This window comes from Sphingomonas paeninsulae (assembly GCF_003660165.1).
GTDB classification, from domain to species: Bacteria; Pseudomonadota; Alphaproteobacteria; order Sphingomonadales; family Sphingomonadaceae; genus Sphingomonas_O; species Sphingomonas_O paeninsulae.
Genome location: NZ_CP032829.1, coordinates 749,823 through 773,019, shown reverse-complemented (window position 1 = coordinate 773,019; position 23,197 = coordinate 749,823). Strand labels below are relative to the sequence as shown.

Genomic DNA, 23,197 nt, shown 5'->3' with positions numbered 1-23,197 from the left:
ATGCCCCAGTTTGGCCGAACGAATCAGTCCTGCGACTGCCCCACGAATACGCCGACATCGAGTTCCTCGATACCGCCGCCTTTTCGCATGCCGGACACCGGGGTGACGTCGGAGCCATCGAGTCCCACGGCGACCCTGACATAGCTTTCGTCGGGACTGAACCCCGAACAGGGATCGAGACCGACCCAGCCGAGCCGTTCGACGTAGAGCTCGGCCCAATAATGTGCGCTTTGCCGGGTTCCGCGATCGGGACCGTGAAGGCTGTGACCAGAGACGATGCGCGCGGGATAGCCAGCGGCATGGCCGACGGCGACCAGCAAGTGGGCGGCATCCTTTACGCTGCCACTGCCGCGCGCGAGGATTTCGGCGGGGAGTGCTCCCGCTGTGCGGCCACCGTGGATTGCGATGCTGCTGCCGACGAGTGCGTTCAAGGCGTGCGCACGTTCGAGGCGATCGGACGATCCGACGCTGCGCGCATGGGCAGCTATCGTCGGGTCGGGTGCGGTTAGCGGGGTGGTGCGCGTGTAGAACAGCGGGGGCAGGGGTTCGTCGATGCCCTTGACGATGCCGGCCATATCTTCGGTCAGGACTTCGCCGCGCACCGTGATTGCAATGTGTTCGATCGGGCCATCGACGTACAGCATCGTCGTCGTATTGCCGTAGCCGTCATAGCCCGTGCGGAGTCGTGCGTCGCAATCGACGTCGATACGCCAGTCGATCACGGTCTGCGCGGCGTAATCATTCGGTGTGACGCGCAGTAACTGAACAACGCGTGCTTGTGGCTGGCTGAAATTATAGGTGCTGTGATGGTCGATCGCGAGGCGCATCAGTCGAACCTGAACTGGCGAGCGATGGCTTTGCTCAATGCCGCATTTTCATCAATGAAATTCTCCAGATACTCGTGCAGGCCGTCCCCGACGATTGTGGATACTTTCGTGAGACCGAGGCGGGCATGGCGCAAACGGGCAAGGCGGTCGGCCTCTCCCTGAAACCCGGTTTGTTTGCCGAGCGCATTCAGATGCTGGACGACTTCCTCTGCACTGGCGGCGAGTGAGCGCGGTAGCTCACGGCGCAGGATCAGCAGTTCGGTGACGAACCACGGCTTCAACCCGTCGCGATAAAGCCAGCGATAGGCGTTCACGGCGGATACGGTTTGCAGGATCGTCGTCCACTGGTCGCGATCGACGGTGCCGCCGACATTCTCGCCCTCTGGCAAAAGAATATGATATTTCACGTCGAGCAATCGTGCGGTGTTATCGGCGCGCTCCATCGTTGCGCCCAGACGGATGAACCACGACGATGGGTTGCGCATCATCCGGCCGATCGCGCCCTCGAACCCGCGCGTTTCCGCTTGCGCCTCGTTGACGAGGTTCAGAGTCGCCTGTGTGTCGCCGGGGCTGGTCCGTCCGTGGAACAATAACCATGCGCGGTTGATCGTCGCCCATGCCTCGCGGGTTAGGGCAGTGCGTACGGCTTTTGCATTATCGCGGGCCTTGTCGAGGCAACTGACGACCGAGCCGGAGTGAGTCGTGGAGAGTGTCAGGAAGCGGGCGACATTGCGGGGGGTCAGCTTTTCGCCAGTCGCTGCGAACTCGGTGTCCGAATCGATGACCATCAAGGCACTGGCCCATGCCGCTTCTCCTGCGGGCGAACTCGACAGGGCGTCGAGGCGGACGGTTGCCTCGACAAGGCGCGCGGTAAATTCGGCACGTTCGACGTAACGGCCCATCCAATAGAGCGACGCTGCGGTGCGGCTCAGCATTAGCCAGCCTCCCCATCATCGGCGAGGACAAAACTGTCCTTGGTGCCTCCACCCTGACTGGAATTGACGACCAGCGAGCCCTCTTTCAGGGCAACGCGGGTGAGGCCGCCGGGCACGATCTTTACGCCGTTGGTGCCGGTCAGCACGAACGGGCGGAAATCGACGTGACGCGGGGAGATGCCGTTGTCGGTGAGTGTCGGCACTGTGGACAGCGCCAAAGTCGGCTGGGCGATGTAACGATGTGGCTCTGCGATCAAAGCCGCACGGAATATCTCGATCTCTGCCTTGGACGCGGTCGGCCCGACCAGCATTCCATAGCCGCCCGACCCGTCGACCAGTTTCACAACGAGTTCGGGCAGACGGTCGAGGACATATTTTAGCGCCTGCGGTTCGCGGCAGCGCCATGTTTCGACGATCGGCAGCAGTGGCTCTGCATCGGCATAAAACTTCACGATCTCTGGCATATAGCTATAGATCGCCTTGTCATCGGCAATGCCTGTGCCGGGCGCGTTGACGATGGCGACATGGCCCGCGCGATAGGCCGCGATCAAGCCGGGAACGCCGAGCATCGAATCGGGCTTGAAGACCAGCGGGTCGATATAATCATCGTCCACACGGCGGTAGATAACGTCCACGCGAACGCGGCCAGAGATGGTCCGCATCCAGACGAAATCGTCATCGACTTCCAGATCGGCGGCTTCGACCAATTCAATGCCGAGGCTGTCGGCAAGAAAGCTGTGTTCATAATAGGCCGAATTGAAGCGGCCGGGCGTCAGGATCACGCAAACCGGATCGGAGCCCGCACCGATCGGGGCAACCGACCGCAGCGTTTCGAGCAGCATATCGCCATAACTGTCAACCGGCCGCACCTTATACTGGCGGAACAGTTCGGGGCAGAGGCGCAACATCGCCTCGCGGTTTTCCAGCATGTAGGACACACCCGACGGGGTGCGCGCATTATCCTCAAGTACCCAAAAATCATCGGGGCCGGTGCGGACGAGATCGATGCCCGAAATGTGCGACCAGATATTATGCGGTGGCGCAGACCCTACGATCTCTGGTCGGAACTGCGGATTGGTCAGGACGATGTCGGGGGGCAGCAACCCCTCCGCAATTATCTTTCGATCGCTGTATATGTCGGTCAGGAAGGCGTTGATCGCCTCTACCCGTTGCACCAGGCCAGCCGACAATCGCGACCACTCGCTGGCTGTGAACACGCGTGGCACAATGTCGAAGGGGATGATTCGTTCTGCGGCATCATCGTCGCCATAGACGGCAAAAGTTATGCCGAGTTGCCGGAACGTCGCTTCGGCAGATTGTTGCCTGCGTTCCAGTTCGTGCAGGGGCGTGTTGCCCATCCAACGTGCGAGCGAGGCAAAAGCAGCACGCGGCACATCGCCGCTGCTTTTGCCCCAAATCTCGTCGAACGCTTTTGGCTTCATTATGAACAGACTGCGTTGCTTTGATGCGGCGCACAAGAGCGGAAAGAATCATTTTCTCGTGCGTTAGGGGGGCAACAAATCCAAACCGTCACCATCGCTGAGGGAGCCGATGCCAAATTCGCCGTTTACCGAGAACCATATGCTGATCGACCAGTTTCACGCGTCGATTGCCGATCAGGATTTCCCCTGTGTCGGGGCAAAGGCCGCGCTCGCGCGTAACCAGATCAAAACAGTCGTTGCGCGGTCGATTACGAGCGGGTGGAACGATCTTGAAATGCATGCGGCGTTGCTGGAATTCGTTGCGAACTACCGCGCCGAGGACAAGCTGTTCCAGAGCCTTGCCGTGATTTTCGAAGGGCCGGACGATCTGGACGAGGCGACGTTCGAGGCAAATATGTGGGATCGAATCCAGTCGATCGCCGATAAGGACGCGTGGCTGGGGCAGGATTATGACCACCGCGTCAGCGCCGATCCTAACCATCCGCATTTTTCACTCAGCTTTGGCGGCGAGGCATTTTTTGTAGTTGGCCTGCATCCCAAGGCGAGCCGTCCTGCGCGCCGTTTTCCCGTGCCGGTAATGGTGTTCAACCTGCACGATCAGTTCGAGCGGCTTCGCGCCGAAGGTCGATATGAGAAGTTGCGTGGGGCGATCCTCGACCGCGATATGGCGATGGCCGGTTCGATTAATCCAATGCTTTCGCGTCACGGCGACCTTAGTGAGGCACGACAATATAGTGGACGGGTTGTCGGTACCGAATGGCGCTGCCCGTTCTCTGACCCGCGTAAGGAGCAAAGCGATGCTGCTTGAGACCATGCATATTGCCCCCCGCACTGGGACAGCGTTCAAAGTGGGGGCGGGGCAGACGCTGACGGTCATCGACCCGCAGGGCGAGCAGGTCGCAGACCTTTTGTGCTTCAACGCACATGACATCGGCGAGGCGCTTTCGTCGGGTCGGACGCTCGATTACGCGAGCCGCATCTATCTTACGACGGGTGACCCGCTCTATTCGAACCGCAGCAATGTGATGCTCGAGATCGTTGAGGATATGGTCGGACGGCACGACTTTCTATTGACGCCCTGTTCGAAGGACACGTTCAGGATCATCTATGGCGACACCGATCCGCATCAGGGATGCTTTGGCAACCTTGCCGGAGCACTGGAACCTTTTGGCGTGCTCCCCGATGCCATTCCGATCGCGTTTAACTGTTTCATGAATGTATCTGTGGACGGCACGACCGGCGCGATCAGCGTTTTGCCACCGCTGAGCAAGCCGGGCGATTACATAAAGTTCATCGCGCGCATGGACCTGATCGTTGGGCTGACCGCATGTTCGGCGCTGCAATCGAACAATGGACGGTTCAAGCCGATCGAATATCTGGTCGAATAGCATAGGCATAGCGCCGCACACCGGTTAGATATGGCCAAACAGGAGGTCGCACTCTTATCCGGAGACGAAAGTGCGACAGCCGTTCAATGCCATTCAGGCCTCCATCCTTGAAGCGCTTACCGAAGCTTTGTTCTTCGACGTCGAGATGGTTATTTCTCCCGAGCAGGTCGTGGAGAATTTGCAGCATCAGTTCGGGTTGATTTCGGGGAGCAAGCCCCAGCAAATCGGGCTGCTGATCGATGCCGTGTTCATCGTGCTGGGTGGCCCTGTCTTTTTGCTCCAGTCGCCGAAGGAACGTGCCCGGTCCATCCGGGCCCGTCTGGAACTGACGCGGGTCGATTTCCTTCAGGATCTCGCGCGTATCCGCACCATTATCTATGCGGGATATTACGGCCACTGGCAGGGCGATACGCAGGAGGATAATTTAGGTAATCCGGTCCACGCGCAGATCGGGTTCACGCTGCCGCTGTTTCGCGAACGTGGTGTCGATGACGTTCCCCTGACACTGGTCGAGGGACGTGAACTGACGTCGCAGGATTTTGTCGGGCATGGCGCCTGCCCAGACAGTGTGGGCGTGATCGTCGTGGGATCGGGGGCGGGGGGGCGGTTGCCGCCTATAACCTTGCGGTGCAGGGGCATGATGTCCTGATTATCGAGGCGGGTCCGCATTATCCCTCGCAGGAGATAACGCACGAGGAGCGCCGGATGACGGCGCGGCTATTTGTCGATGGTGGAATCCAGACCAGCCGGGATAATGATTTCGTCGTATTCCAGGCGCATTGTGTGGGCGGCGGTACGGTCATCAACAATGGCATTGCGCTGCGGGTCGACCAGCCGGGGCTGATTCATCCTGATGCGCCCGATGTTCTGGAGAAATGGGCGAGCATCGGTGCGGCGGTGGACAAAGTGCGATTCGGTGCTGCCTATGACGCGGTTGAGGCGGAGTTGGAAATTGAGCGGATCGACCCGAAAAGCGGGTTGAACAATGGTGCGCATTTGCTGGCCGGGTGGCATGTTTACACCAATGAAACCAATAAGTTGGTCAATGATGCATCACCCGCATTATGGTTTCGCAAGAACTATGGCCCGCGTCGGATCGGAGCAGATTGTGCCTATTGCGGTTATTGCAACACCGGCTGCCCCTATGGTCGCAAGAATGGGATGGCGCAGTCGTATCTGATCAAGGCGCGGGCCGAAAAAGCGCGGATATTGGCGGATGCGCGGGTGCTTAACATCCTGTGGCACGAGGAACTGGTCGATGGAAAATGTGTCGCCGCGGGTGTCGATGTCGAGTTTTCCGATGGTCAGCGTCGCACGATTCTGACGACGCAGGGCGTTGTTGTCGCGGCAGGAACGATGGCGTCGAGCCGATTGCTGAGCGCGAGTGGCATCGACGGTGCGGGCGAGGGCATCTCGCTGAACATCGCCAGTCCTGTATCCGCGCTGATGCCCGAAAACCGGCCGGTTCGCGCATGGGACGAGGACCAGATGGCGACTTATGTCGATCGCGGTGATTTCCTGATGGAATCGCACTTTCAGCCGCCGATGAGCATGGCGAGCCTGTTGAGCGGCTGGTTTTCCGATCACGCCAGCAAGATGCAGAATTATTCGCGACTCGTTTCGGCTGGCATCCTGTTTCCGGCAGATCGGCGCGGACGGCTGATCGGTGGGAAGCTGCATTTCAAGCTGGATAACGAGGTCGACTTGCCGCTGATTCGGCGTGCGATCGCGACGCTGGCGCGAGTCCATCTGGCTGGCGGGGCGGTCGAGGTTTATCCGGCGCTGGCGCGGGGCGGGACGATTTACCCAGACACCGACATCGAGGCTTTTCTGGAGGACGGTATCCGCGAGGCCGACGATTTGGTGCTATCGAGCTCGCACCCCCACGGGGGTAACGCGATGAATGCGGACCCCGAATGCGGCATCGTCGATCTGGATTGCCGGGTTCACGGTACGACCAATGTACTGGTCACCGACGCCAGCGTCTTTCCAAGCTGCATCCGTGTAAATGCACAGCTCACGACGATGGCAATGGCACATTACGCGACCGCCGGGCGTCAGGTGTTTCCGGTGGGATAACAAAAAGCCGGCCGCATCGCTGCGGCCGGCCTGTTGCACCCGGGTAGGTGGGAGTTTTCGTTAAGCGACTTGCGCGATAGGCTCCATGAGGATCGCGTCTTCGGGATCGCGCAGGACATAGCCGCGGCCCCAGACAGTCTCGATGTAGTTTTCACCCTGACAGGCCAGCGACAGCTTCTTGCGCAGCTTGCAGATGAACACGTCGATAATCTTGAGTTCGGGTTCGTCCATGCCGCCATAAAGGTGGTTCAGGAACATTTCCTTGGTCAGCGTGGTGCTTTTGCGCAGGCTCAGTAATTCGAGCATCGCATATTCCTTGCCGGTCAGATGGACGCGGCTGCCATCGACTTCGACGGTCTTTGCATCGAGGTTAACGGCAAGCTTGCCGGTACGGATGACCGACTGGCTGTGACCCTTTGAACGGCGAACCACGGCGTGGATGCGGGCGACCAGTTCGTCGCGGTGGAACGGCTTTGTAACATAATCATCGGCACCGAAGCCGAACGAGCGCACCTTGGAATCCATTTCGCTGATACCCGACAGGATCAGGACCGGCGTGGACACCTTTGCAACGCGCAATTTCTTTAGAACGTCGTACCCGTGCATGTCGGGCAAGTTCAGGTCGAGACAGATGATATCATAGTCATACAGTTTACCAAGATCGAGGCCCTCTTCGCCCAAATCGGTTGTGTAAACGTTAAACCCTTCGGCAGAGAGCATCAGTTCGATGGCCTTCGCCGTCGTTGGCTCATCTTCGATTAAAAGCACACGCATCGGCGAAAGTCCCCTGTTCAACCCTGTCGTCTGCCAGTCCCGATCGACTGCGCGACGCACTCCATTAACCAAACAACGGATGAAGGGAAAAGGTTAATTTCTACTTAAGCCGCAGGAATCCGCGAGTCGCTGGTTAAAGACTCGGTCAGGAAGTCCAGTAACGCTTCGACTCGGCGGGGTCTGAGTCGGCCGGGCGGGGTTACGAGGTGCAGGGCAATGGCGGGCGGAGACCAGCCGTGGAGGATGGCAACGACCTGACCGTTTGCAATGGCCGCATCGACGATGAAATCGGGGGCGATGGCGATGCCGTGACCCGCGAAAAGCGCGGGTAGCATCGAGTCGGCATTGTTCGTGCGCAGCCTGCCGCCGGGCTTCACAACGGCGATTTCCTTGTTTTTGGCATTAACCAACCGCCAGTGTTCGGGAGTCGAGAAATAGGCGTAGCCGAAGCAGTCATGCTGGTTGAGGTCGGCGGGGTGGCGCGGATTGCCCCGCCGCTCAAGATAGGACGGTGCCGCGACAATGCGGGTTTCGACGTCGCGCAATTTACGGGCACGCAGCGATGAATCGGGGAGCGCGGCAATGCGCAATGCCGCGTCATAGCCATCCCCGACGAGATCGACGCGTTCGTCGCTGAGATTAAGGTCCACGTCGATTTTTGGAAATGCGGTCAGAAAGCGCGAGATGATCGGGCCGACGTGGCTCAGGCCGAAACTCATCGGCACCGCCAGCCGGACAAGTCCCGCAGGCGCGGTTGTGCTTTCACGCGCACATTCGTCGATCGCCTGAGCATCGGCAAGGATGCGTGCCGCGCGCTCGGCGAGACTGGTGCCGGTTTCCGTCAGGGCCAACCGGCGCGATGTGCGGTGGAACAGGCTCGCCCCCGTTTGCGTCTCCAAACGGGTGATCGCTTTTGAAACCGTTGCCTTTGACAGTCCCAGCGCAACGGCGGCCGCGCTGAACGAGCGATGCTCCACCACGGTGGCAAAAATGGCCCAGGCTTCAAGGTCGGGAAGACGCATATGGAAACGATCCGTTTCAAAGGTTTCTATTTCTTATCCAATCCTGACACCTATGTTGTGTCTCAACAACCCCCCTCCAAATGGAGTGCAACCAATGATCGATATTCGCCCCTTCAAATCGCTCGGTGCCGCCAACCACGGCTGGCTCGACGCGCATCACCATTTTTCATTCGCTGACTATCGCGACCCGAAACGCATGGGCTGGGGCAGCATTCGCGTCTGGAACGATGACACGATTGCTGCCAATTCCGGTTTTCCGCCACATCCCCACCGCGACATGGAAATCATCACCTATGTCCGTACCGGCGCGATCACCCATGAAGATTCGATGGGTAATAAAGGTCGCACCGGCGCTGGCGATGTTCAGGTAATGAGCGCTGGTTCGGGCGTTCGCCACGCCGAGTTCAACGTCGAAAACGAAGCGACGACGCTGTTCCAGATCTGGATCGAACCCCGCGAATTCGGTGGCGCTCCGGGCTGGGGTGCAAAGCCCTTTCCAAAGGACGACCGTTCGGGCCAGTTCCAGATTCTCGCCAGTGGGTTTGACGACGAAGGCGCATTGCCGATTCGTGCCGACGCGCGGGTGATGGGTGCTGTGCTGAAAGCCGGCGAGTCCGTTACCCACGAAGTCGGCGCGGGCCGTCACGCTTACCTCGTCCCCGCACTTGGCCGAATCGAAGTCGATGGAGTCGCAGTCGACACCCGCGACGGTGTTGCCCTGGGTGAAGGAAAATATTCGATATTCGCCAATGACGACAGCGAACTCGTCCTCGTGGACGCTGCTTAATTTCTACTAAAACCGCTTCCTTGAGCTTGTGGAAAAGCTGGCCTTCTTTGCTCAGCCAAGCAAGCGGGACAGCCCATCGACAGGTTCAGGAAAGCGGGAGAGAAAATTCAAACACTTTCAAGGAGATACGACATGGCAAAAGTTCTGGTGCTCTACTATTCTCATTACGGCCATATTGCGCAGATGGCTGACGCGATTGCCGAAGGTGCTCGCGGTGCAGGAGCAACCGTTGACGTAAAGCGCATTCCCGATGCGGAAGGCGCACCAGCGGCCCGTCCGAGTGACCCGCAGGCCACAATCGCCGAACTGGCTGATTATGACGCAATCGTGGTCGGCACCGGTACGCGTTTCGGTCGGATGAGCGGCGCGATGGCGGGCTTTCTCGATCAGGCGGGGGGATTGTGGGCAACCGGCGCACTGAACGGCAAGGTCGGCGGCGCGTTCGTATCGACCGCGAGCCAGCATGGCGGTCAGGAAACGACTTTGTTCTCGATCATCACGAACCTGCTTCACTTTGGCATGACGATTGTCGGCCTGGATTACGGACACGCCGGGCAAATGGGTTTCGCTGAGGTCGTCGGCGGTGCTCCTTATGGCGCGACGACGATTGCCGGCGGGCAGGGCGAACGTCAGCCTTCCAAAATCGACCTTGATGGTGCGCGGTATCAGGGTCGCCGGGTGGCCGAGGTTGCGACCAGGCTGTTCGGCTAAATCTCTGCCGGGCGGGCGGCGGCTGTGCCTGAACGGACGGGGGCTGGGCCTGAAGACGCCATCGCGCTACACGCGCATTATTCAGGCCCACCCCCGTCCCCTCCCGCAAGCGGGAGGGGGGATATTTTATCATGATGCTTGCCGACACAATTTTGTTCATCGATGCCGAGGCGATCATTATCGACAAGCCCTCGGGCTTGCCGGTCGATCCGCCACGCGACGGCTCCCTTTCGATCCATAACCATCTGGATTCGATGCGTTTCGGTTTCCGGCGTGTGCCGCACGCGGTGCATCGCCTCGATCGAGATACGTCGGGTTGCCTGCTGCTGGCGCGCAATCCCAAGGCGCTCAAGCGTTTCGGCGCGGCGTTCGAGGCAGGGTTGGTCGAGAAAATCTATCTCGCGGTCCTGACTGGGAACCCGCAAGAAAATGAGGGCATGATCGACCTGCCGCTCGCCAAGATCAGCAGCCGCGAAGAAGGCTGGCGCATGGTCGTTGATCCCAAGGGCAAGTCGGCGCGCACTGGATGGACGAAACTGGGCGTCCGCGAAGGGCGCGCGTTGATCGCTTTCCGTCCCGAGACAGGCCGCACGCACCAGCTTCGCGTTCATGCGGTCGAGGGTCTGGGCTTCGCTATATCGGGCGACCCGGTTTACGGCGATGGCGTGGGGCCGATGATGCTCCACGCGTCGGGTCTGTCGCTTCCCCGAGAGGGTAAGGACGCGATTGCGGCAACGGCACCGATTCCCGACCGCTTCATCGACGCCGGATTCGGCCCCGATGTAACCGGGAGTGTGGTTGGTACGCCGACTGTCGGGACGCCCGAAATAATCCCCGAACCCGAAAATGGCTGACTGGCCGCCGCTGCCCGAGGACGCGATCGAGGAGAAGTTCCTCGCCGCGACGGGGCCGGGTGGGCAGAACGTCAACAAGGTGGCGACAGCGGTTCAGATCAGGCTGGACGTGTTCGCGCTTGGTCTTTCGCCTCACGCTTATGTTCGGTTGAAGGTGCTGGCGGGAAGTCGCTGGACCAATGATGGCGAGATCGTGCTGACCGCGCGCAGCAATCGCACGCAGGAAGCGAACCGGGCCGAAGCGCGCGAGCGGCTGGCAGAACTGGTTGCCAAGGCCCATATCGTTCAGGCGCGGCGGGTGAAGACCCGGCCGAGCAAGAATGCCAAGGCCAAGCGGGTGAATTCGAAGGTCATCCGGGGAGAGGTTAAAAAGGGGCGTGGAAAGGTGGCGCTCGATTGATGTTGGGCTCGATTGAGTTTGGGAACTGATGCAGAATTTTGAAATCCAGACGTTGGACGAGGGCGGAGACAAGGGTGCGTTATGGCGCGACCTGTTGTCGGCGATCGACGCGATCACCGCTGGCGAGCCTGATGGCATTGCCAATATGGCAAATGCAGCGGCGTTGCTGTTCGAATACCTCCCCGATGTGAACTGGGCCGGGATTTACCGGCTGGTCGATGGCGAGCTGGTCCTTGGCCCGTTTCAGGGCAAGGCGGCGTGTATCAGGATTGCTATCGGCGCTGGAGTTTGCGGCACCGCAGCTGCCACGCGGACGACGCAACTGGTCGAGGATGTCCATGCGTTTCCCGGCCATATTGCGTGCGATGCGGCTTCGCGGTCCGAACTTGTCGTGCCTTTGATAAGAGGTGGCGAATTGCTGGGTGTGGTTGATCTCGACAGCCCGAACGTTGCGCGTTTCGATACAGGCGATGCGGCGGGTTGTGAGGCTGTTGCGGCGCTGCTTTCGGCACGCATCTGACCCTGAACGGGACAGCGGGAGGTGATCCCCGGTGCTGGCGATGGTTTCTGAACAATGCTAACAAAGTGTTAAGAAACCATGCAATGCCGTGACTTTGCGGAGCGTGGCCCACGGGAGCGTTAACTATGCAGAGCCGCAAATACCCTCGCGTTTCGTTGTTTGCATTGGCATTTGCTGTACCCGTTCTGGCTCATGCAGCGCCCCCGGCAGTCAATGACGACTCGCGCGTGGGTGCGCCGCCGGTGATCGTGGCGCGGCCAAAAGCCGCTGTGCCGAAACCGGCTGCTCCAATTGTTTCGGCACCCGTTGTGGCTCCGATCAGGCAACTGCCCCGGCAGGCATCAATCCCCGTGGCGCGGTCGCAGGCCATTGCTCCACCAGAGATGGCCGTTCCGCCAATGCCTCGTCAGGTAATGACTTCACCGTCGCAACATGAACCCCGTCGTGGTGCCGATCGCGGTAGATCCGATTGGGCAGAGGGCAATCGGCCAGAGGGGCGTCAGGAGCACTCGTCCTACCAGCGCCCATCATATGGCTATCAGCTTCCCAGCGAATGGGTTGCTCCGAATTATTTCATCGCCGATTTCGACAGTTACGGCTTGTCGCGCCTTGCGAGCGGTTTCGGCTGGTCGCGCTATTATGACGATGCCGTCCTGACCGATCAGTGGGGCCGCGTTTACGACTGGCGCGACGATGTGAACTGGGCCGATCATGACGAACGATACGCCGGGAGCGATCGCGGCGATTATCGGGGCCAAGATGACCGGGGGGGCGATTATCGCGATGACAGGCGTCACCGCGGCAAGCACGACAAGAAATACGCTTATAAGGGGCGTTGGACGGGAAGCTGGGACGGCGGCCCTGTGCAATCCTATCAGGGCGAATGGCGTGGCAGCGTTCATCCGCACTGGAATAATGGTGAATATGACAGCGGCAATCGCGGCGCGAGTTATGGCGGCGGCTATAGCCAGTCCTATGGTTATGACGGCGGCGGTACGACGGTTACGACGGTAGTCGTCAACACCGGCGCTCCGGTCATGACGACGCGCACGATCAGCTACGATGTCGTCAGCTATGTGCCGGTGCGCAAGAAAGTCGTCCGGCGGTATAAACCACGGCCAAAGCCAGCCTGCGCCTGCGGAAGCTGATCGGTCAGTGTTTTGGCGGGGGTAGTCCGGCGAAGGTAACGATGCTCTCTGCGCCGTTCGTCGACAGCGCCGAAACCCCGACAAAATTATCGTCGACGATGATCGTTTTCAAAACCGCCTGTGTGACAGTCGATGGAAAATCCTTTGCGTTTTCCCATTCGGATTTGTCAGCGCGACGCCAGCGGACGCGGTAGCCGGTGGCTCCGGGCACGGCCTTCCAGTTGATCGTCGTGTCGGTGCCGAGTGCGCCTGCTGCAAATACCCCCTCCGGTGCGGGAGGAGCGTCAGCGATCTGGCGCAGAGTGGCGACGTTCAGCGCGGTCACGCGGGCCAGATAAGGGAAGTCCATCCGGTCGATCGTGTCGCCGTAAATCCTGCCGTTTTCGGTACGTAGATCCTGATGCTGGGCGTCGTAGTTCTCGACGCCAACCGAAAACCTGATCGCGGGAAACCCTGCGTCGAGCATCGGACTATGATCGCCGCCACGTCCAAAGCGGTCGGGGCGGCGAACGAGCAGAGCTTCGAGACCAATGCCGGGCGTTGCAGTCGCTATCCGACCGACGGTTTTGGCGAGCGCGCGAGAGGGGCTGTCATCCTCAGCGCCGCTGGCACGCGCCAGTTTCAACGCGGCGGGATCGGCCGACGCCGGTATGCCCTCGCTGAACACCCGGACGCGGTTTGCCACGACGCGACCGTCGATACCCAGGGTGTTGCCGACGATGTCGTTGTTGAGCATCGCGGCGACGTGCCAGCCGCGCGCTTTGGCTGTGTTGGCGAGCAACTGGCCGCCGAACAGACCCTGTTCTTCTCCCGAAAGTGCGGCGTAAATGATTGTTGCCTCATGCTTTTCGCGCGACAATATCCGCGCCGCCTCAATGACGAGTGCGACGCCCGAGGCATCGTCGTTGGCACCCGGAGCATCGCTGGTCACGTTCATCACGTCGGTCACGCGGCTGTCGATATGCCCGGCGACAATGACGACGTGGTTCGGGTCGCCGGTTCCCTTTTGAATACCGAGAACATCGACGATATCGACACCCTGTGGCGCGCGGGCATTCTGGAAGCTGGCGTGTGGCTGGTCGACGGTGATGCAGCCGCCACAGCCTTTGCCGATGCGGAGAAATTCGCTCGCCACCCATGCGCGCGCCGCGCCGATGCCGCGCTTTGGATCAGTCGGCGAAGACAAAGTGTGCCGTGTACCGAAGCTCACAAGCTTGCTGACGCTGGCGCGCAAGGCTGTCGGGTCGGGGGCCGGAGCCGCCGCGATCAGGAGGGCGGCTGGGATGGGGAGGAGGTATTTCACGATATGCTCCATCTTAGCTCAGTCGGTCGAGAGCTTCGCGATCCAGCGAGCCCGGCACGATCATTAACGGACAGGGAAGGCTGCCCGACTCAGCTCCTGCAAAATGCGCGATCAGGGGGCCGGGCGCGCCAACCGCTGCGCCCAGAACGAGCGCGCCGATGTCCGGGTTTTCGTGGATGGTTTCCAGTATGAGCGCGATGGATTCCCCAGTCTTCACGACGATCGTGGGGGTGATTCCAGCCTCTGTGACGATGGCCCCGGCTGCGCGATTGACGATGCTTTCGGTAGACTCGCGCGCTTCGGCTTCGATCGTTGCCTGTACGCCACCGAACGCGACAAACTCGGTCGGTGCGATCAGCGCGAGAATCTGGACGCCCCCGCCGGTTTTTGCAGCGCGTCGAGCGGCGAAGCGCAATGCGACCTCTGCCTCGGGCGTTCCGTCTATCACGACGAGGTAAGTACGCATCTTCGGTTCCTCTTTGCGCGAAAGCTGCGTCACCTGATTAAAATGCGCAAGAGCGGTGCTTGACCCTGCCGCCCGGGTGCCCGATTGACGGGCCACACGTCGTGGTAACCGCGAAGGACCGAGGAAGCCCATGCCCATCGAGCTTAAAATGCCAGCACTGTCCCCAACGATGGAGGTCGGAACGCTGGCCAAGTGGCTGGTGAAAGTGGGCGATACGGTGAAGTCGGGCGATCTGCTTGCAGAGATCGAAACTGACAAGGCGACGATGGAATTCGAAGCGGTGGATGAGGGAACGATCTCTGAAATTACCGTGACGGAAGGGACCGAGGTCAAGGTCGGTACAGTAATCGCGCTGATTGCGGGCGATGATGAAACTGCGAAACCTGCCAAAACTGAACCTGCACCGAAGAAAGAAGAGGCGCCCGCTGCTGCGCCTGCGCCGAAGGCGGAAGAGCCCAAGGTTGCAGCGAAGGCCGAAGCTGCTGCACCTCCACCTGCCACCGCTACGGCTGCGCCAGCGAAGGCTGGCGATCGTGTAATTGCCTCGCCGCTCGCCAAACGTCTGGCTGCTGCCAAGGGTGTTGAGCTGTCGGGGCTGACAGGATCGGGTCCGGGCGGACGCATTGTGAGGGCCGACGTTGAAGGAGCGACGGCGGGCGTTGCTCAGTCATCGGCTCCGGCTGCAATACCGACGGCGCATGCTCCGGTCGCGACCGAGGCCGCGCCTGAGTCGGCGACGAGCGCCATCCCCCAGGAATCCGTCAAACTGTCGGGAATGCGCAAAGTTATCGCGCGCCGCCTGACCGAATCGAAACAGAATGTTCCGCATATTTACCTGACGGTCGATATCCGCCTTGATGCGTTGTTGAAGCTGCGTGGCGAATTGAACGCTGCTTTGACGGGGCGTGGGATTAAACTTAGCGTCAACGATATGCTGATCAAGGCGCTGGCGCTTTCGCTGATCGAGGTTCCGGCGTGTAACGTCAGCTATGCCGGCGACACGTTGATCAAATATAGCCGCGCCGACATTTCGGTTGCGGTCTCGATCCCCGCCGGACTGATTACCCCGATCATCGTCGGTGCGGATACCAAGGCCATGTCGGCGATATCGGTCGATATGAAAGATCTGGCCGAGCGGGCAAAGGCGGGCAAGTTGCAGCCGAACGAATATCAGGGTGGCACCGCGAGCATTTCGAACATGGGCATGTTCGGCATCAAGAATTTCGACGCCGTCATCAACCCGCCACAGGCGATGATTATGGCAATTGGTGCGGGCGAAAAGCGTCCCTATATTGTCGATGATGCACTGGCGATTGCGACAGTTATGTCGGCGACGGGTTCGTTCGATCATAGGGCGATCGATGGATCGGACGGCGCGCAACTGATGAAGGCGTTCAAGGCGCTGGTGGAAAACCCGCTGGGGTTGGTTGCTTAGCCCGCCGTTTTAACACTTGCTGCCGGTGTGGCGGTCCCTCCCTCTTCCGCAAGGGAAGAGGGGCTTGGAGTAGTTCATGTCTGAAACCTACGACCTCATCATTCTTGGCTCCGGTCCCGGCGGTTACGTTGCGGCGATCCGTGCGAGTCAGCTCGGCATGAAAGTCGCAATCGTCGAGCGGGAGCGGCTGGGCGGGATTTGTCTGAACTGGGGGTGTATCCCCACCAAGGCGTTGCTGCGGTCTTCGGAAATCTATCATTACATGACGCACGCCGATGCCTATGGGCTGTCGGCGACGAACGTCAGTTTCGACCTGAGCAAGATCGTCGATCGCAGCCGCAAGGTAGCGGGAACGCTTAATGCCGGCGTCAAAGGCCTGATGAAGAAGAACAAGGTGACGGTGGTCGAGGGCGAGGGCAAGCTGACCGCGCCGGGTAAGCTATCGGTCACGACGGGCGATCAGGTGCGTAAGCTTGAAGCCAAGAACATCATCGTTGCAACGGGTGCGCGGGCGCGAGATTTGCCGTTTGCCAAGGCCGACGGAAAGCGCATCTGGACATACCGTCACGCAATGGTGCCGCCCGAGATGCCGACCAGGCTGCTGGTCATCGGATCGGGCGCGATCGGGGTTGAGTTCGCGTCATTCTATTCGGACATGGGTGCAGACGTGACGATTGTCGAAATGCTCGACCGCGTGTTGCCGGTCGAGGATGTCGAGATCAGCGAGTTCATGCACAAGACGCTGACCAAGCAGGGAATGAAGCTGCTGGTTTCGACCGGTGTGCAGAAACTGACCACGACCGATACTGAAGTGACTGCCGAGTTGAAGGCACCAGACGGCACCATCACGACCGAGACATTCAGCCACGCCATCGTCGCAATCGGGATTGTCCCGAATGTCGAGAATATCGGGCTGGAGGAAGTCGGCGTTGAGCCGGACAAGCGTTTCCATATCAAGGTCGATGGTTTCGGCCGTACCAACGTGCCGGGCATCTTTGCCATCGGTGACGTGACCGGCCCCCCGTGGCTGGCGCATAAGGCGAGCCATGAGGGTATCGTTTGCGTCGAGGCGATTGCCGGACTGAACCCGCATGAGTTCAAGACCTGGAATATCCCCGGTTGCACCTATTCGCGGCCACAGGTTGCCAGCGTCGGCATGACGGAAGATGCGGCAAAGGCTGCTGGTTTCGAGCTGAAGGTCGGCAAGTTCCCCTTTATCGGCAACGGGAAGGCAATTGCCTTGGGTGAGGCCGAAGGTTTCGTGAAGACGGTGTTCGATGCAAAGACAGGCGAACTGCTCGGCGCGCATATGGTCGGGGCCGAAGTGACCGAACTGATTCAGGGCTATGTCGTTGCACGGCAATTGGAGACGACCGAGGAAGCGCTGATGGAAACGGTGTTCGCGCATCCGACGCTGAGCGAGATGATGCATGAGAGCGTGCTGGGCGCTTATGGCCGGGCAATTCATTTTTAGGTTTTGATGGCTTCCCCGGCGTTTGCGTGCGTGTATGTTCGCGAGCTTACACAGGGGGGAATTCATGCGACTGATCCTAGCCGCGCTTGTCGCGCTCACGCTTACGACGACTGTTCAGGCCGAAACCGTCGCTATCAGTGCCGATCATATGGTCGATGTGCTTAGTGGGAAAACAACCGACAAGCCGCTCGTTGTCGTCACGGATGGCCGGATCACGGCGGTCGGTCGTCAGGGTTCGCTGAACGTTCCAGCGGGTGCGAAGCTGATCGATCTGCCGGGGCGGACGATCCTGCCGGGCTTGATCGACATGCACGTCCACCTGACCGCGCTGGCGGAAGTCGGCGGCTATCAGGGGTTACGCTATACCGACAGTTTCTGGAGCGCGGTTGGGGTCGCCAACGCCTTGAAAACAATCAACGCTGGTTTCACCAGTGTCCGCAATGTTGGGTCGGACGACTTTCAGGACGTCGGTTTGCGTCAGGCGATCGACGGCGGCTACATTCCGGGCCCTCGTATGACGACTGCTGGCTATGCGATCGGTTCGACGGGCGGCCATTGCGACCGGGGCGGTCTGCCACCCTCTATGGACGTGGTGCAGAAGTCGGTGATCAATTCACCCGACGAAGCGCGGGCCAAGGTGCGCTGGCTGCATAAATACGGTGCGACCGTTATCAAGATCTGCGCAACCGGTGGTGTATTTTCGCTGGGCGATAGCGTTGGCGGTCAGCAACTTTCGTTCGAGGAAATGAAAGCGATTGCGGACGAGGCGCATATGTTGGGTCTGCGTGTCGCTGCGCACGCGCACGGTAATGACGGGATCAAGACCGCGATTCTGGCGGGCATCGACACGATTGAACATTGCTCGCTGGCCGACGATGCGACGATAAAGCTGGCGGCGGAGCACAAGACCTGGTTCGACATGGATATCTATAACGACGATTATATCCTTGCGACGGGAACTGCGAACGGCACAGAGCAGGAAAGTCTCGATAAGGAAAAGTTAATCGGGCGGTTGCAGCGTGAGACGTTCCGGAAAGCTGTTCGTGCGGGTGTGCCGATGCTGTTCGGGACCGATGCCGGGGTTTATCCGCACGGCGACAATGGCAAGCAGTTCGCCACGATGGTGAAATGGGGCATGACGCCGATGCAGGCGATACAGGCCGCAACCAAATCCGCAGCCGAAGCATTGGGGAAGACTGGTGACGTCGGCGCAATTGTCGTTGGTCGCTATGGTGACATCGTCGCGGTATCGGGTGATCCGATTGCGGACATCACCCTGTTGCAGCACGTCGATACCGTTATCAAGGGCGGGGTGGTTGTCAAAGGCGGCAAGTAATGAATGGCATTGCTAAGGCGGGGTGGTGGGGCATTGTCCTCATCATCGTCTCGCTCATTTTGGGTATCATTGTGATGATGGGGTCGCCAGCGGGGGGGTATCTCGCCGGGTTCGATGATCCGATATTCAAGGCACTGGCATTGACCCGCGCGCATTCCTCGGGGTGGTCGATCAATGTTGCACAGGCGTTGAGCTGGCTGGGGTCGGCCTCGGTCCGGTCGGCCTATATCTTCGCCGCGATATTGGTGCTGGCGATGCGGCGGCACTGGCGCGACGTTGTGCTGTACGTCGTCGTTATCGCTGTGACGGTGTTCACCGACACGGCGCTGAAGGAAGTTTTCGGGCGGGTGCGACCCGGACTGGTGCCCTGGCTCGATAACCCGAGCAATTTATCCTACCCCAGCGGACATTCGGCCAATTCGATGGTCGTGTTGCTGCTGGCCGCTCTGTTGGTTGCGGATCGCCGTCTGACCGTGGCGGCCATCGCGCTTGCAACTGCGATCGGTGTGTCGCGCGTTTCGCTTGGGGTGCATTGGCCGAGCGACGTTGTTGGGGGCTGGATGTTCGGTGGCGGAGCCGCGTTGATCGGGGCGAGCCTGTCCCGACGGATCGATCGGGCGTCACGAACGTCTCTATCGGCATGAAGCCCGGAAATAATCGCGTTCTGATTGTCGCGCTGGCAGCAAATGTCGGCATTGCAGTCGCAAAATTCGTGGCTGCGGCAGTGACGGGATCGTCGGCGATGCTGACCGAAGGCGTCCATAGCCTGGTCGATTCAACCAACCAGTTGCTGTTGCTTTATGGGCAGAAGCGGTCGGTCAAAGCGCCCGACGCAAGATATCCGGGTGGCTATGGCCGGGAGCTTTATTTCTGGAGCTTCGTGGTCGCGCTGCTGGTGTTCGCGTTGGGTGCAGGAGTTTCTGTTTATGAGGGTATCCTTCATATGCTCGCCCCCGAACCGGCAGTCGATCCGCTGATTGCCTATGGCGTGTTGCTGGTGGCTTTCGTGCTGGAAGGTGGATCGACCGTTGCGGCTTTTCGCCAATTCAACGGGTCGCGAGGAGGCAAGAGCTGGTGGAAGGCGCTGACCGGCACGAAGGACGCAACCGTGGTGATCGTCCTGCTGGAGAACGGTGCGGCGATGGCGGGGCTGATCGTGGCTGCGATCGGGCTGGTGCTTTCGCAGGTTACGGGCAATCCGCACTTCGATGGTGCGGCCTCGATCGTGATTGGGCTGTTGCTGGGCATGGTCGCAATTTTCCTCGCGCGTGAAGCGAAGGGGTTGTTGATCGGGGAGGCGGCCGATCCGGCCTTGGTGACGGGCTTGCGAGAGGCTGCGTCGCGAGTCGGGATAATGCGGGTAGGCGAAGTTATCACCGTGCATAACGCCCCCGATCAGATTGTTGCGGCAATGAGTGTGGACTTCGACAACCGGATTTCGGCGGGCGATGTTGAGCGGATCATCGCGGAAATCGAAGCGGATGTTCGCAAACAGTTTCCAACAGTTACCAGGCTTTACATTCGACCGGTGGAAATCGAACCGGTTTCGTTGCGACGATAGACCAAGCGAAAGCGGTTTGCGCCGGTCGGCAGGCGCAGCACGAGATGATAATCGCGGGCAAGATAGCGCACGACGGTTGCGTGCGCGACGTGATTGCCGAATTCGAACGTCGGCCAATCGTCAATGACCGTTTCGGGACCAGCCTGCATGATGCGTTCGACTTCATCCGATGCATCGACGCCGAGTGCTTTGATGCTGTCCTCATTCTCCATGTTGAGATGGCCGGGAAAAACGTAGCGCGACAACAAGCAGCTATGCGTGAGCCGGTACAGCGCGGGGTAGCCATCATAAACGAATATGCAGCCGCCGTGGCGGGGCATTGCGGCCGCGGTAATCGCTGCAGCTTCGGCGCGACCTCCCTTGTTGTGAATCAGTGCCCCGATTACGATCTGCCCCGCGACCAGTGCGCATATCAGCATCACCCATCGGAAAGTCTTGATCCCGTTACCGAGTCCGAGGCGGGGCGCTGCGGCGATCACGACGGGCACCAGCAGTGGCATCGCATATTGTGGGGTTGGAAAACTTCCGAAGATCAACAGACCGGCAATCGCGGCGAACAGCCAAAGCTGCACGAAGCGGCGTTCCGACAGTTCTTCGGGGCTTGTCGCAGGCGGGGGAAAGGCGGCAAGTCCCAGCAGCGGCGATAATATCGCGGCCATGGTTGCCAGTCCTTCCCGACTCGTTGCCGCGCTGTCGCCCTGTTTGCCGAACATTGAAACGAAATTGGCAAAGAAGAATTCCTGCCCATGACCCATCGCGACGTAAGTGACCAACGCGACCGCCGTTGGCAGCAGTGCAACGGCTACCCACAGCGCTCCCAACGCGATCAGCCGGACAGGGGAGATGCCAGCCCGCCAGCCGGTCCACATCAACGCAAGCCCGAAGAAAATGCCTTCGAACAACGCGGTATATTTGATCTGGATGGCGATGCCGGCGAGCAGCATGGCTGCCGTGCCGAGGGCGGCGAGGTTTGCGCCGCGATTACGCCACGCACGCGCAACCACCAGGGCAGCAGCGATCATCGTCAGGTTGAAGAATACCGGAGCCTGACTGCCCTCGCCTTCCAGGAAGTTCAGCCAGAATATGTAGGCAACCCCTGCAGCCAGAGCTGCACCGGGTGGCGCTATCCTACGTGCGAGGCGATGGATCAGCATCGCGGTCGCAATCACGAACAGGCAGGCGATAATCTGTGTCTGGATCGTTCCTTCGCCGCCGAGAAGCCGGATGAACCCGAAAATCAGGAAAAGGCCGATCGGCTTGCGATCGAAGATGTCGACATAGGGCAGCGCGCCCTGAAGCATCCGGTCGCCCATGACGAGGTAGAACTGCTCGTCGAATCCACCGACTGGATTGCCGAAGGTTTGCCAACGCGCCACGATCGCGATCAGGGCGAAAAATGCGAACAGCCGCCAGCCCTCAAGCTGTTCGATCGAGTCGAGGAGACTCTGTGTTCGCTTCGGGGTTTGTTCGATCACGACGCTGGCCATGGCGGCCGCATAGGGGCGGGCATCGATGTGCGCAATCGTTTGGGCCGTCAATGTTGACCCTGTCCGACTCCTGCGTTAAGGGCCGCCCTCGCTTCGCACGACCCCTTTGTGAGTCTGGCGGGACGAAAGCTTGAACATTGCCGCTGCGTGATGGACTGGGGGGCGTTTAGCCACCCGGCTTTAACGCGTTCCCGTCAGGGACGTCGCGCTACCGGCAAAGTAACCGCAATCAAAAGGTGAAGGCTTCAAATGCCGACGATTAACCAGTTGATCCGCAAGGGTCGCGACCCGCAGAAGGCCAAATCCAAGGTCCCTGCGATGGAAGCAAATCCGCAGAAGCGTGGCGTTTGCACGCGCGTTTACACAACGACTCCGAAAAAGCCGAACTCGGCGCTTCGCAAGGTGGCCAAGATCCGCCTGACGAACCAGCGCGAAGTTATCAGCTATATTCCGGGTGAAGGTCATAACCTTCAGGAGCATTCGGTCGTGCTGATCCGTGGCGGTCGTGTTCGCGATCTTCCCGGTGTGCGTTACCACGTACTGCGCGGCGTTCTCGATACCCAGGGTGTCAAGGATCGCAAGCAGTCACGTTCCAAGTACGGCGCCAAGCGTCCGAAGTAAGCCGCCAGTTTATTGCTGGCACTAAAGGCTGAAGTTTAGAAGGAAATTGAAATGGCACGTCGTCGTCGTCCCGAAAAGCGGGAAATCCTGCCTGATCCACGCTTTGGCGATCAGGTTCTGTCGAAATTCATGAACAGCGTCATGCTGGACGGTAAAAAAGCCGTTGCCGAGAATATCGTGTACAGCGCGATGGAAACCGTCGAAGCGCGCGCCAAGCGCGATCCGATCGGTGTTTTCCATGATGCGCTGAACAACGTGAAGCCCGGCATCGAAGTTCGTTCGCGTCGCGTTGGTGGTGCCACCTATCAGGTGCCAGTCGAAGTGCGGACCGAGCGTTCGCAGGCTTTGGCTATTCGTTGGCTCATCACGGCGGCGCGTGCGCGGTCGGAGCATACGATGTCGGCACGTCTTTCGGGTGAATTGATGGATGCTGCGAACAATCGCGGTAACGCCGTCAAGAAGCGCGAAGACACGCACCGGATGGCAGAAGCCAACCGTGCATTCTCGCATTACCGTTGGTAACAACGGGTTTTTTGATATGACGCTGGTAGCAGCGATTATGTTGAGAACATCGTTGGTAGTCACTATATAATCCGGAGGCGGGCCGTCGCGGTTCGCCTCCAAACT

Annotated in this window: 25 protein-coding genes; 17 read left to right on the top strand and 8 right to left on the bottom strand. The window is 59.8% G+C overall.

Annotated features, from left to right (window positions below):
* Positions 1 to 23: 23 nt before the first annotated feature.
* Genes D3Y57_RS09200 through D3Y57_RS09190 form a run of 3 tightly spaced genes read right to left on the bottom strand, consistent with a single transcriptional unit; the run spans position 24 to position 3,204 of the window.
* Positions 24 to 827: a transglutaminase family protein gene (locus D3Y57_RS09200; RefSeq protein WP_121152734.1), complete on the bottom strand. Its 804-nt coding sequence runs from the start codon at positions 825 to 827 to the stop codon at positions 24 to 26.
* The gene (locus D3Y57_RS09195; protein WP_121152733.1) at positions 827 to 1,762 is read right to left on the bottom strand and encodes an alpha-E domain-containing protein; all 936 of its coding nucleotides are present in this window, start codon (positions 1,760 to 1,762) and stop codon (positions 827 to 829) included. The genes D3Y57_RS09200 and D3Y57_RS09195 overlap by 1 nt, the downstream gene beginning before the upstream one ends.
* Entirely contained in the window at positions 1,762 to 3,204 is a 1,443-nt protein-coding gene (locus D3Y57_RS09190) for a circularly permuted type 2 ATP-grasp protein (protein ID WP_121152732.1), read from the bottom strand. Before D3Y57_RS09190 ends, D3Y57_RS09195 begins: the two co-directional genes overlap by 1 nt.
* Before the next feature lie 109 nt (positions 3,205 to 3,313).
* Between D3Y57_RS09190 and gntA the strand changes: the two genes are divergently transcribed.
* The 4 genes from gntA to D3Y57_RS09175 all read left to right on the top strand — a co-directional run bounded on the left by gntA (position 3,314) and on the right by D3Y57_RS09175 (position 6,671).
* Positions 3,314 to 4,012 carry a guanitoxin biosynthesis heme-dependent pre-guanitoxin N-hydroxylase GntA gene (gntA, locus tag D3Y57_RS09185; protein WP_121152731.1) on the top strand — a complete coding sequence of 233 codons (699 nt, stop codon included), beginning with the start codon at positions 3,314 to 3,316 and terminating at the stop codon, positions 4,010 to 4,012.
* Entirely contained in the window at positions 4,002 to 4,592 is a 591-nt protein-coding gene (locus D3Y57_RS09180; protein ID WP_121152730.1) for a DUF1989 domain-containing protein, read from the top strand. The genes gntA and D3Y57_RS09180 overlap by 11 nt, the downstream gene beginning before the upstream one ends.
* A gap of 70 nt (positions 4,593 to 4,662) precedes the next feature.
* Complete coding sequence (locus D3Y57_RS20880) at positions 4,663 to 5,241, top strand: hypothetical protein (RefSeq protein WP_239026008.1); 579 nt, start codon at positions 4,663 to 4,665, stop codon at positions 5,239 to 5,241.
* Between the two features lie 56 nt (positions 5,242 to 5,297).
* Positions 5,298 to 6,671 (top strand): GMC family oxidoreductase N-terminal domain-containing protein, encoded by a 1,374-nt coding sequence (locus D3Y57_RS09175; protein WP_347400422.1) that lies wholly within the window; start codon positions 5,298 to 5,300, stop codon positions 6,669 to 6,671.
* A 60-nt stretch (positions 6,672 to 6,731) separates the two neighbouring features.
* On the opposite strand, the gene ctrA is transcribed toward D3Y57_RS09175, so the two are convergent.
* Together ctrA and D3Y57_RS09165 are read right to left on the bottom strand one after the other, a co-directional pair.
* Positions 6,732 to 7,445, bottom strand: a complete 714-nt coding sequence (gene ctrA / locus D3Y57_RS09170) for a response regulator transcription factor CtrA (protein ID WP_121155682.1) — start codon at positions 7,443 to 7,445, stop codon at positions 6,732 to 6,734.
* A gap of 104 nt (positions 7,446 to 7,549) precedes the next feature.
* Positions 7,550 to 8,467: a LysR family transcriptional regulator gene (locus D3Y57_RS09165; protein ID WP_121152729.1), complete on the bottom strand. Its 918-nt coding sequence runs from the start codon at positions 8,465 to 8,467 to the stop codon at positions 7,550 to 7,552.
* A 94-nt stretch (positions 8,468 to 8,561) separates the two neighbouring features.
* Here D3Y57_RS09165 and D3Y57_RS09160 point away from each other — a divergent pair, with 94 nt between their 5' ends.
* From D3Y57_RS09160 to D3Y57_RS09135, 6 genes are all read left to right on the top strand, one after another.
* The gene (locus D3Y57_RS09160) at positions 8,562 to 9,254 is read left to right on the top strand and encodes a pirin family protein (protein WP_121152728.1); all 693 of its coding nucleotides are present in this window, start codon (positions 8,562 to 8,564) and stop codon (positions 9,252 to 9,254) included.
* 132 nt (positions 9,255 to 9,386) lie between these two features.
* Positions 9,387 to 9,965, top strand: coding sequence for an NAD(P)H:quinone oxidoreductase (gene wrbA, locus D3Y57_RS09155; protein ID WP_121152727.1), 579 nt, complete (start codon positions 9,387 to 9,389; stop codon positions 9,963 to 9,965).
* A gap of 134 nt (positions 9,966 to 10,099) precedes the next feature.
* Positions 10,100 to 10,819, top strand: a complete 720-nt coding sequence (locus tag D3Y57_RS09150; protein ID WP_121155680.1) for an RluA family pseudouridine synthase — start codon at positions 10,100 to 10,102, stop codon at positions 10,817 to 10,819.
* Positions 10,812 to 11,219, top strand: coding sequence for an alternative ribosome rescue aminoacyl-tRNA hydrolase ArfB (gene arfB, locus D3Y57_RS09145; protein WP_121152726.1), 408 nt, complete (start codon positions 10,812 to 10,814; stop codon positions 11,217 to 11,219). Before D3Y57_RS09150 ends, arfB begins: the two co-directional genes overlap by 8 nt.
* A 28-nt stretch (positions 11,220 to 11,247) precedes the next feature.
* Positions 11,248 to 11,739 carry a GAF domain-containing protein gene (locus D3Y57_RS09140; protein ID WP_121152725.1) on the top strand — a complete coding sequence of 164 codons (492 nt, stop codon included), beginning with the start codon at positions 11,248 to 11,250 and terminating at the stop codon, positions 11,737 to 11,739.
* Positions 11,740 to 11,864: 125 nt separating this feature from the next.
* Positions 11,865 to 12,887: an RcnB family protein gene (locus D3Y57_RS09135; protein ID WP_121152724.1), complete on the top strand. Its 1,023-nt coding sequence runs from the start codon at positions 11,865 to 11,867 to the stop codon at positions 12,885 to 12,887.
* A gap of 4 nt (positions 12,888 to 12,891) precedes the next feature.
* Here the strand turns inward: D3Y57_RS09135 and D3Y57_RS09130 are convergent, their stop codons facing one another.
* Complete coding sequence (locus D3Y57_RS09130; RefSeq protein WP_430739030.1) at positions 12,892 to 14,190, bottom strand: M28 family metallopeptidase; 1,299 nt, start codon at positions 14,188 to 14,190, stop codon at positions 12,892 to 12,894.
* Between the two features lie 13 nt (positions 14,191 to 14,203).
* Positions 14,204 to 14,656, bottom strand: a complete 453-nt coding sequence (locus tag D3Y57_RS09125) for a universal stress protein (protein WP_121155678.1) — start codon at positions 14,654 to 14,656, stop codon at positions 14,204 to 14,206.
* A 130-nt stretch (positions 14,657 to 14,786) separates the two neighbouring features.
* On the opposite strand from D3Y57_RS09125, the gene D3Y57_RS09120 reads away from it, so the two are divergent.
* From D3Y57_RS09120 to D3Y57_RS09100, 5 genes are all read left to right on the top strand, one after another.
* Positions 14,787 to 16,091 carry a pyruvate dehydrogenase complex dihydrolipoamide acetyltransferase gene (locus D3Y57_RS09120; protein WP_121152722.1) on the top strand — a complete coding sequence of 435 codons (1,305 nt, stop codon included), beginning with the start codon at positions 14,787 to 14,789 and terminating at the stop codon, positions 16,089 to 16,091.
* A 76-nt stretch (positions 16,092 to 16,167) separates the two neighbouring features.
* The gene (gene lpdA / locus D3Y57_RS09115; RefSeq protein ID WP_121152721.1) at positions 16,168 to 17,565 is read left to right on the top strand and encodes a dihydrolipoyl dehydrogenase; all 1,398 of its coding nucleotides are present in this window, start codon (positions 16,168 to 16,170) and stop codon (positions 17,563 to 17,565) included.
* Between the two features lie 64 nt (positions 17,566 to 17,629).
* Positions 17,630 to 18,901 (top strand): Xaa-Pro dipeptidase, encoded by a 1,272-nt coding sequence (locus D3Y57_RS09110; protein ID WP_239026006.1) that lies wholly within the window; start codon positions 17,630 to 17,632, stop codon positions 18,899 to 18,901.
* Positions 18,901 to 19,545, top strand: coding sequence for a phosphatase PAP2 family protein (locus tag D3Y57_RS09105; protein WP_121152719.1), 645 nt, complete (start codon positions 18,901 to 18,903; stop codon positions 19,543 to 19,545). Before D3Y57_RS09110 ends, D3Y57_RS09105 begins: the two co-directional genes overlap by 1 nt.
* Positions 19,542 to 20,462: a cation diffusion facilitator family transporter gene (locus D3Y57_RS09100; protein ID WP_121152718.1), complete on the top strand. Its 921-nt coding sequence runs from the start codon at positions 19,542 to 19,544 to the stop codon at positions 20,460 to 20,462. Before D3Y57_RS09105 ends, D3Y57_RS09100 begins: the two co-directional genes overlap by 4 nt.
* On the opposite strand, the gene D3Y57_RS09095 is transcribed toward D3Y57_RS09100, so the two are convergent.
* The gene (locus D3Y57_RS09095; RefSeq protein ID WP_121152717.1) at positions 20,417 to 22,000 is read right to left on the bottom strand and encodes an ArnT family glycosyltransferase; all 1,584 of its coding nucleotides are present in this window, start codon (positions 21,998 to 22,000) and stop codon (positions 20,417 to 20,419) included. The two genes, D3Y57_RS09100 and D3Y57_RS09095, sit on opposite strands and share 46 nt — an antisense overlap.
* Positions 22,001 to 22,198: 198 nt before the next feature.
* On the opposite strand from D3Y57_RS09095, the gene rpsL reads away from it, so the two are divergent.
* Positions 22,199 to 22,570 (top strand): 30S ribosomal protein S12, encoded by a 372-nt coding sequence (gene rpsL / locus D3Y57_RS09090; RefSeq protein ID WP_121152716.1) that lies wholly within the window; start codon positions 22,199 to 22,201, stop codon positions 22,568 to 22,570.
* Positions 22,571 to 22,621: 51 nt separating this feature from the next.
* On the top strand, positions 22,622 to 23,092 hold the full coding sequence (gene rpsG, locus D3Y57_RS09085; protein WP_121152715.1) for a 30S ribosomal protein S7: 471 nt from the start codon (positions 22,622 to 22,624) through the stop codon (positions 23,090 to 23,092).
* The last annotated feature ends 105 nt before the right edge of the window (positions 23,093 to 23,197 follow it).

Excerpts from the sequence above, each read along its gene's own strand:
- rpsG (WP_121152715.1), top strand. The coding sequence starts at position 22,622 with ATGGCACGTCGTCGTCGTCCCGAAAAGCGGGAAATCCTGCCTGATCCA.
- D3Y57_RS09200 (WP_121152734.1), bottom strand. The coding sequence starts at position 827 with ATGCGCCTCGCGATCGACCATCACAGCACCTATAATTTCAGCCAGCCA.
- rpsL (WP_121152716.1), top strand. The coding sequence starts at position 22,199 with ATGCCGACGATTAACCAGTTGATCCGCAAGGGTCGCGACCCGCAGAAG.
- D3Y57_RS09140 (WP_121152725.1), top strand. The coding sequence starts at position 11,248 with ATGCAGAATTTTGAAATCCAGACGTTGGACGAGGGCGGAGACAAGGGT.
- D3Y57_RS09120 (WP_121152722.1), top strand. The coding sequence starts at position 14,787 with ATGCCCATCGAGCTTAAAATGCCAGCACTGTCCCCAACGATGGAGGTC.
- D3Y57_RS09160 (WP_121152728.1), top strand. The coding sequence starts at position 8,562 with ATGATCGATATTCGCCCCTTCAAATCGCTCGGTGCCGCCAACCACGGC.
- D3Y57_RS09195 (WP_121152733.1), bottom strand. The coding sequence starts at position 1,762 with ATGCTGAGCCGCACCGCAGCGTCGCTCTATTGGATGGGCCGTTACGTC.
- D3Y57_RS09165 (WP_121152729.1), bottom strand. The coding sequence starts at position 8,467 with ATGCGTCTTCCCGACCTTGAAGCCTGGGCCATTTTTGCCACCGTGGTG.
- D3Y57_RS09180 (WP_121152730.1), top strand. The coding sequence starts at position 4,002 with ATGCTGCTTGAGACCATGCATATTGCCCCCCGCACTGGGACAGCGTTC.
- wrbA (WP_121152727.1), top strand. The coding sequence starts at position 9,387 with ATGGCAAAAGTTCTGGTGCTCTACTATTCTCATTACGGCCATATTGCG.
- lpdA (WP_121152721.1), top strand. The coding sequence starts at position 16,168 with ATGTCTGAAACCTACGACCTCATCATTCTTGGCTCCGGTCCCGGCGGT.
- D3Y57_RS09175 (WP_347400422.1), top strand. The coding sequence starts at position 5,298 with ATGACGGCGCGGCTATTTGTCGATGGTGGAATCCAGACCAGCCGGGAT.
- D3Y57_RS09100 (WP_121152718.1), top strand. The coding sequence starts at position 19,542 with ATGAAGCCCGGAAATAATCGCGTTCTGATTGTCGCGCTGGCAGCAAAT.
- D3Y57_RS09150 (WP_121155680.1), top strand. The coding sequence starts at position 10,100 with ATGCTTGCCGACACAATTTTGTTCATCGATGCCGAGGCGATCATTATC.
- D3Y57_RS09105 (WP_121152719.1), top strand. The coding sequence starts at position 18,901 with ATGAATGGCATTGCTAAGGCGGGGTGGTGGGGCATTGTCCTCATCATC.
- D3Y57_RS09110 (WP_239026006.1), top strand. The coding sequence starts at position 17,630 with ATGCGACTGATCCTAGCCGCGCTTGTCGCGCTCACGCTTACGACGACT.
- gntA (WP_121152731.1), top strand. The coding sequence starts at position 3,314 with ATGCCAAATTCGCCGTTTACCGAGAACCATATGCTGATCGACCAGTTT.
- D3Y57_RS09125 (WP_121155678.1), bottom strand. The coding sequence starts at position 14,656 with ATGCGTACTTACCTCGTCGTGATAGACGGAACGCCCGAGGCAGAGGTC.
- D3Y57_RS09190 (WP_121152732.1), bottom strand. The coding sequence starts at position 3,204 with ATGAAGCCAAAAGCGTTCGACGAGATTTGGGGCAAAAGCAGCGGCGAT.
- D3Y57_RS09135 (WP_121152724.1), top strand. The coding sequence starts at position 11,865 with ATGCAGAGCCGCAAATACCCTCGCGTTTCGTTGTTTGCATTGGCATTT.
- arfB (WP_121152726.1), top strand. The coding sequence starts at position 10,812 with ATGGCTGACTGGCCGCCGCTGCCCGAGGACGCGATCGAGGAGAAGTTC.
- ctrA (WP_121155682.1), bottom strand. The coding sequence starts at position 7,445 with ATGCGTGTGCTTTTAATCGAAGATGAGCCAACGACGGCGAAGGCCATC.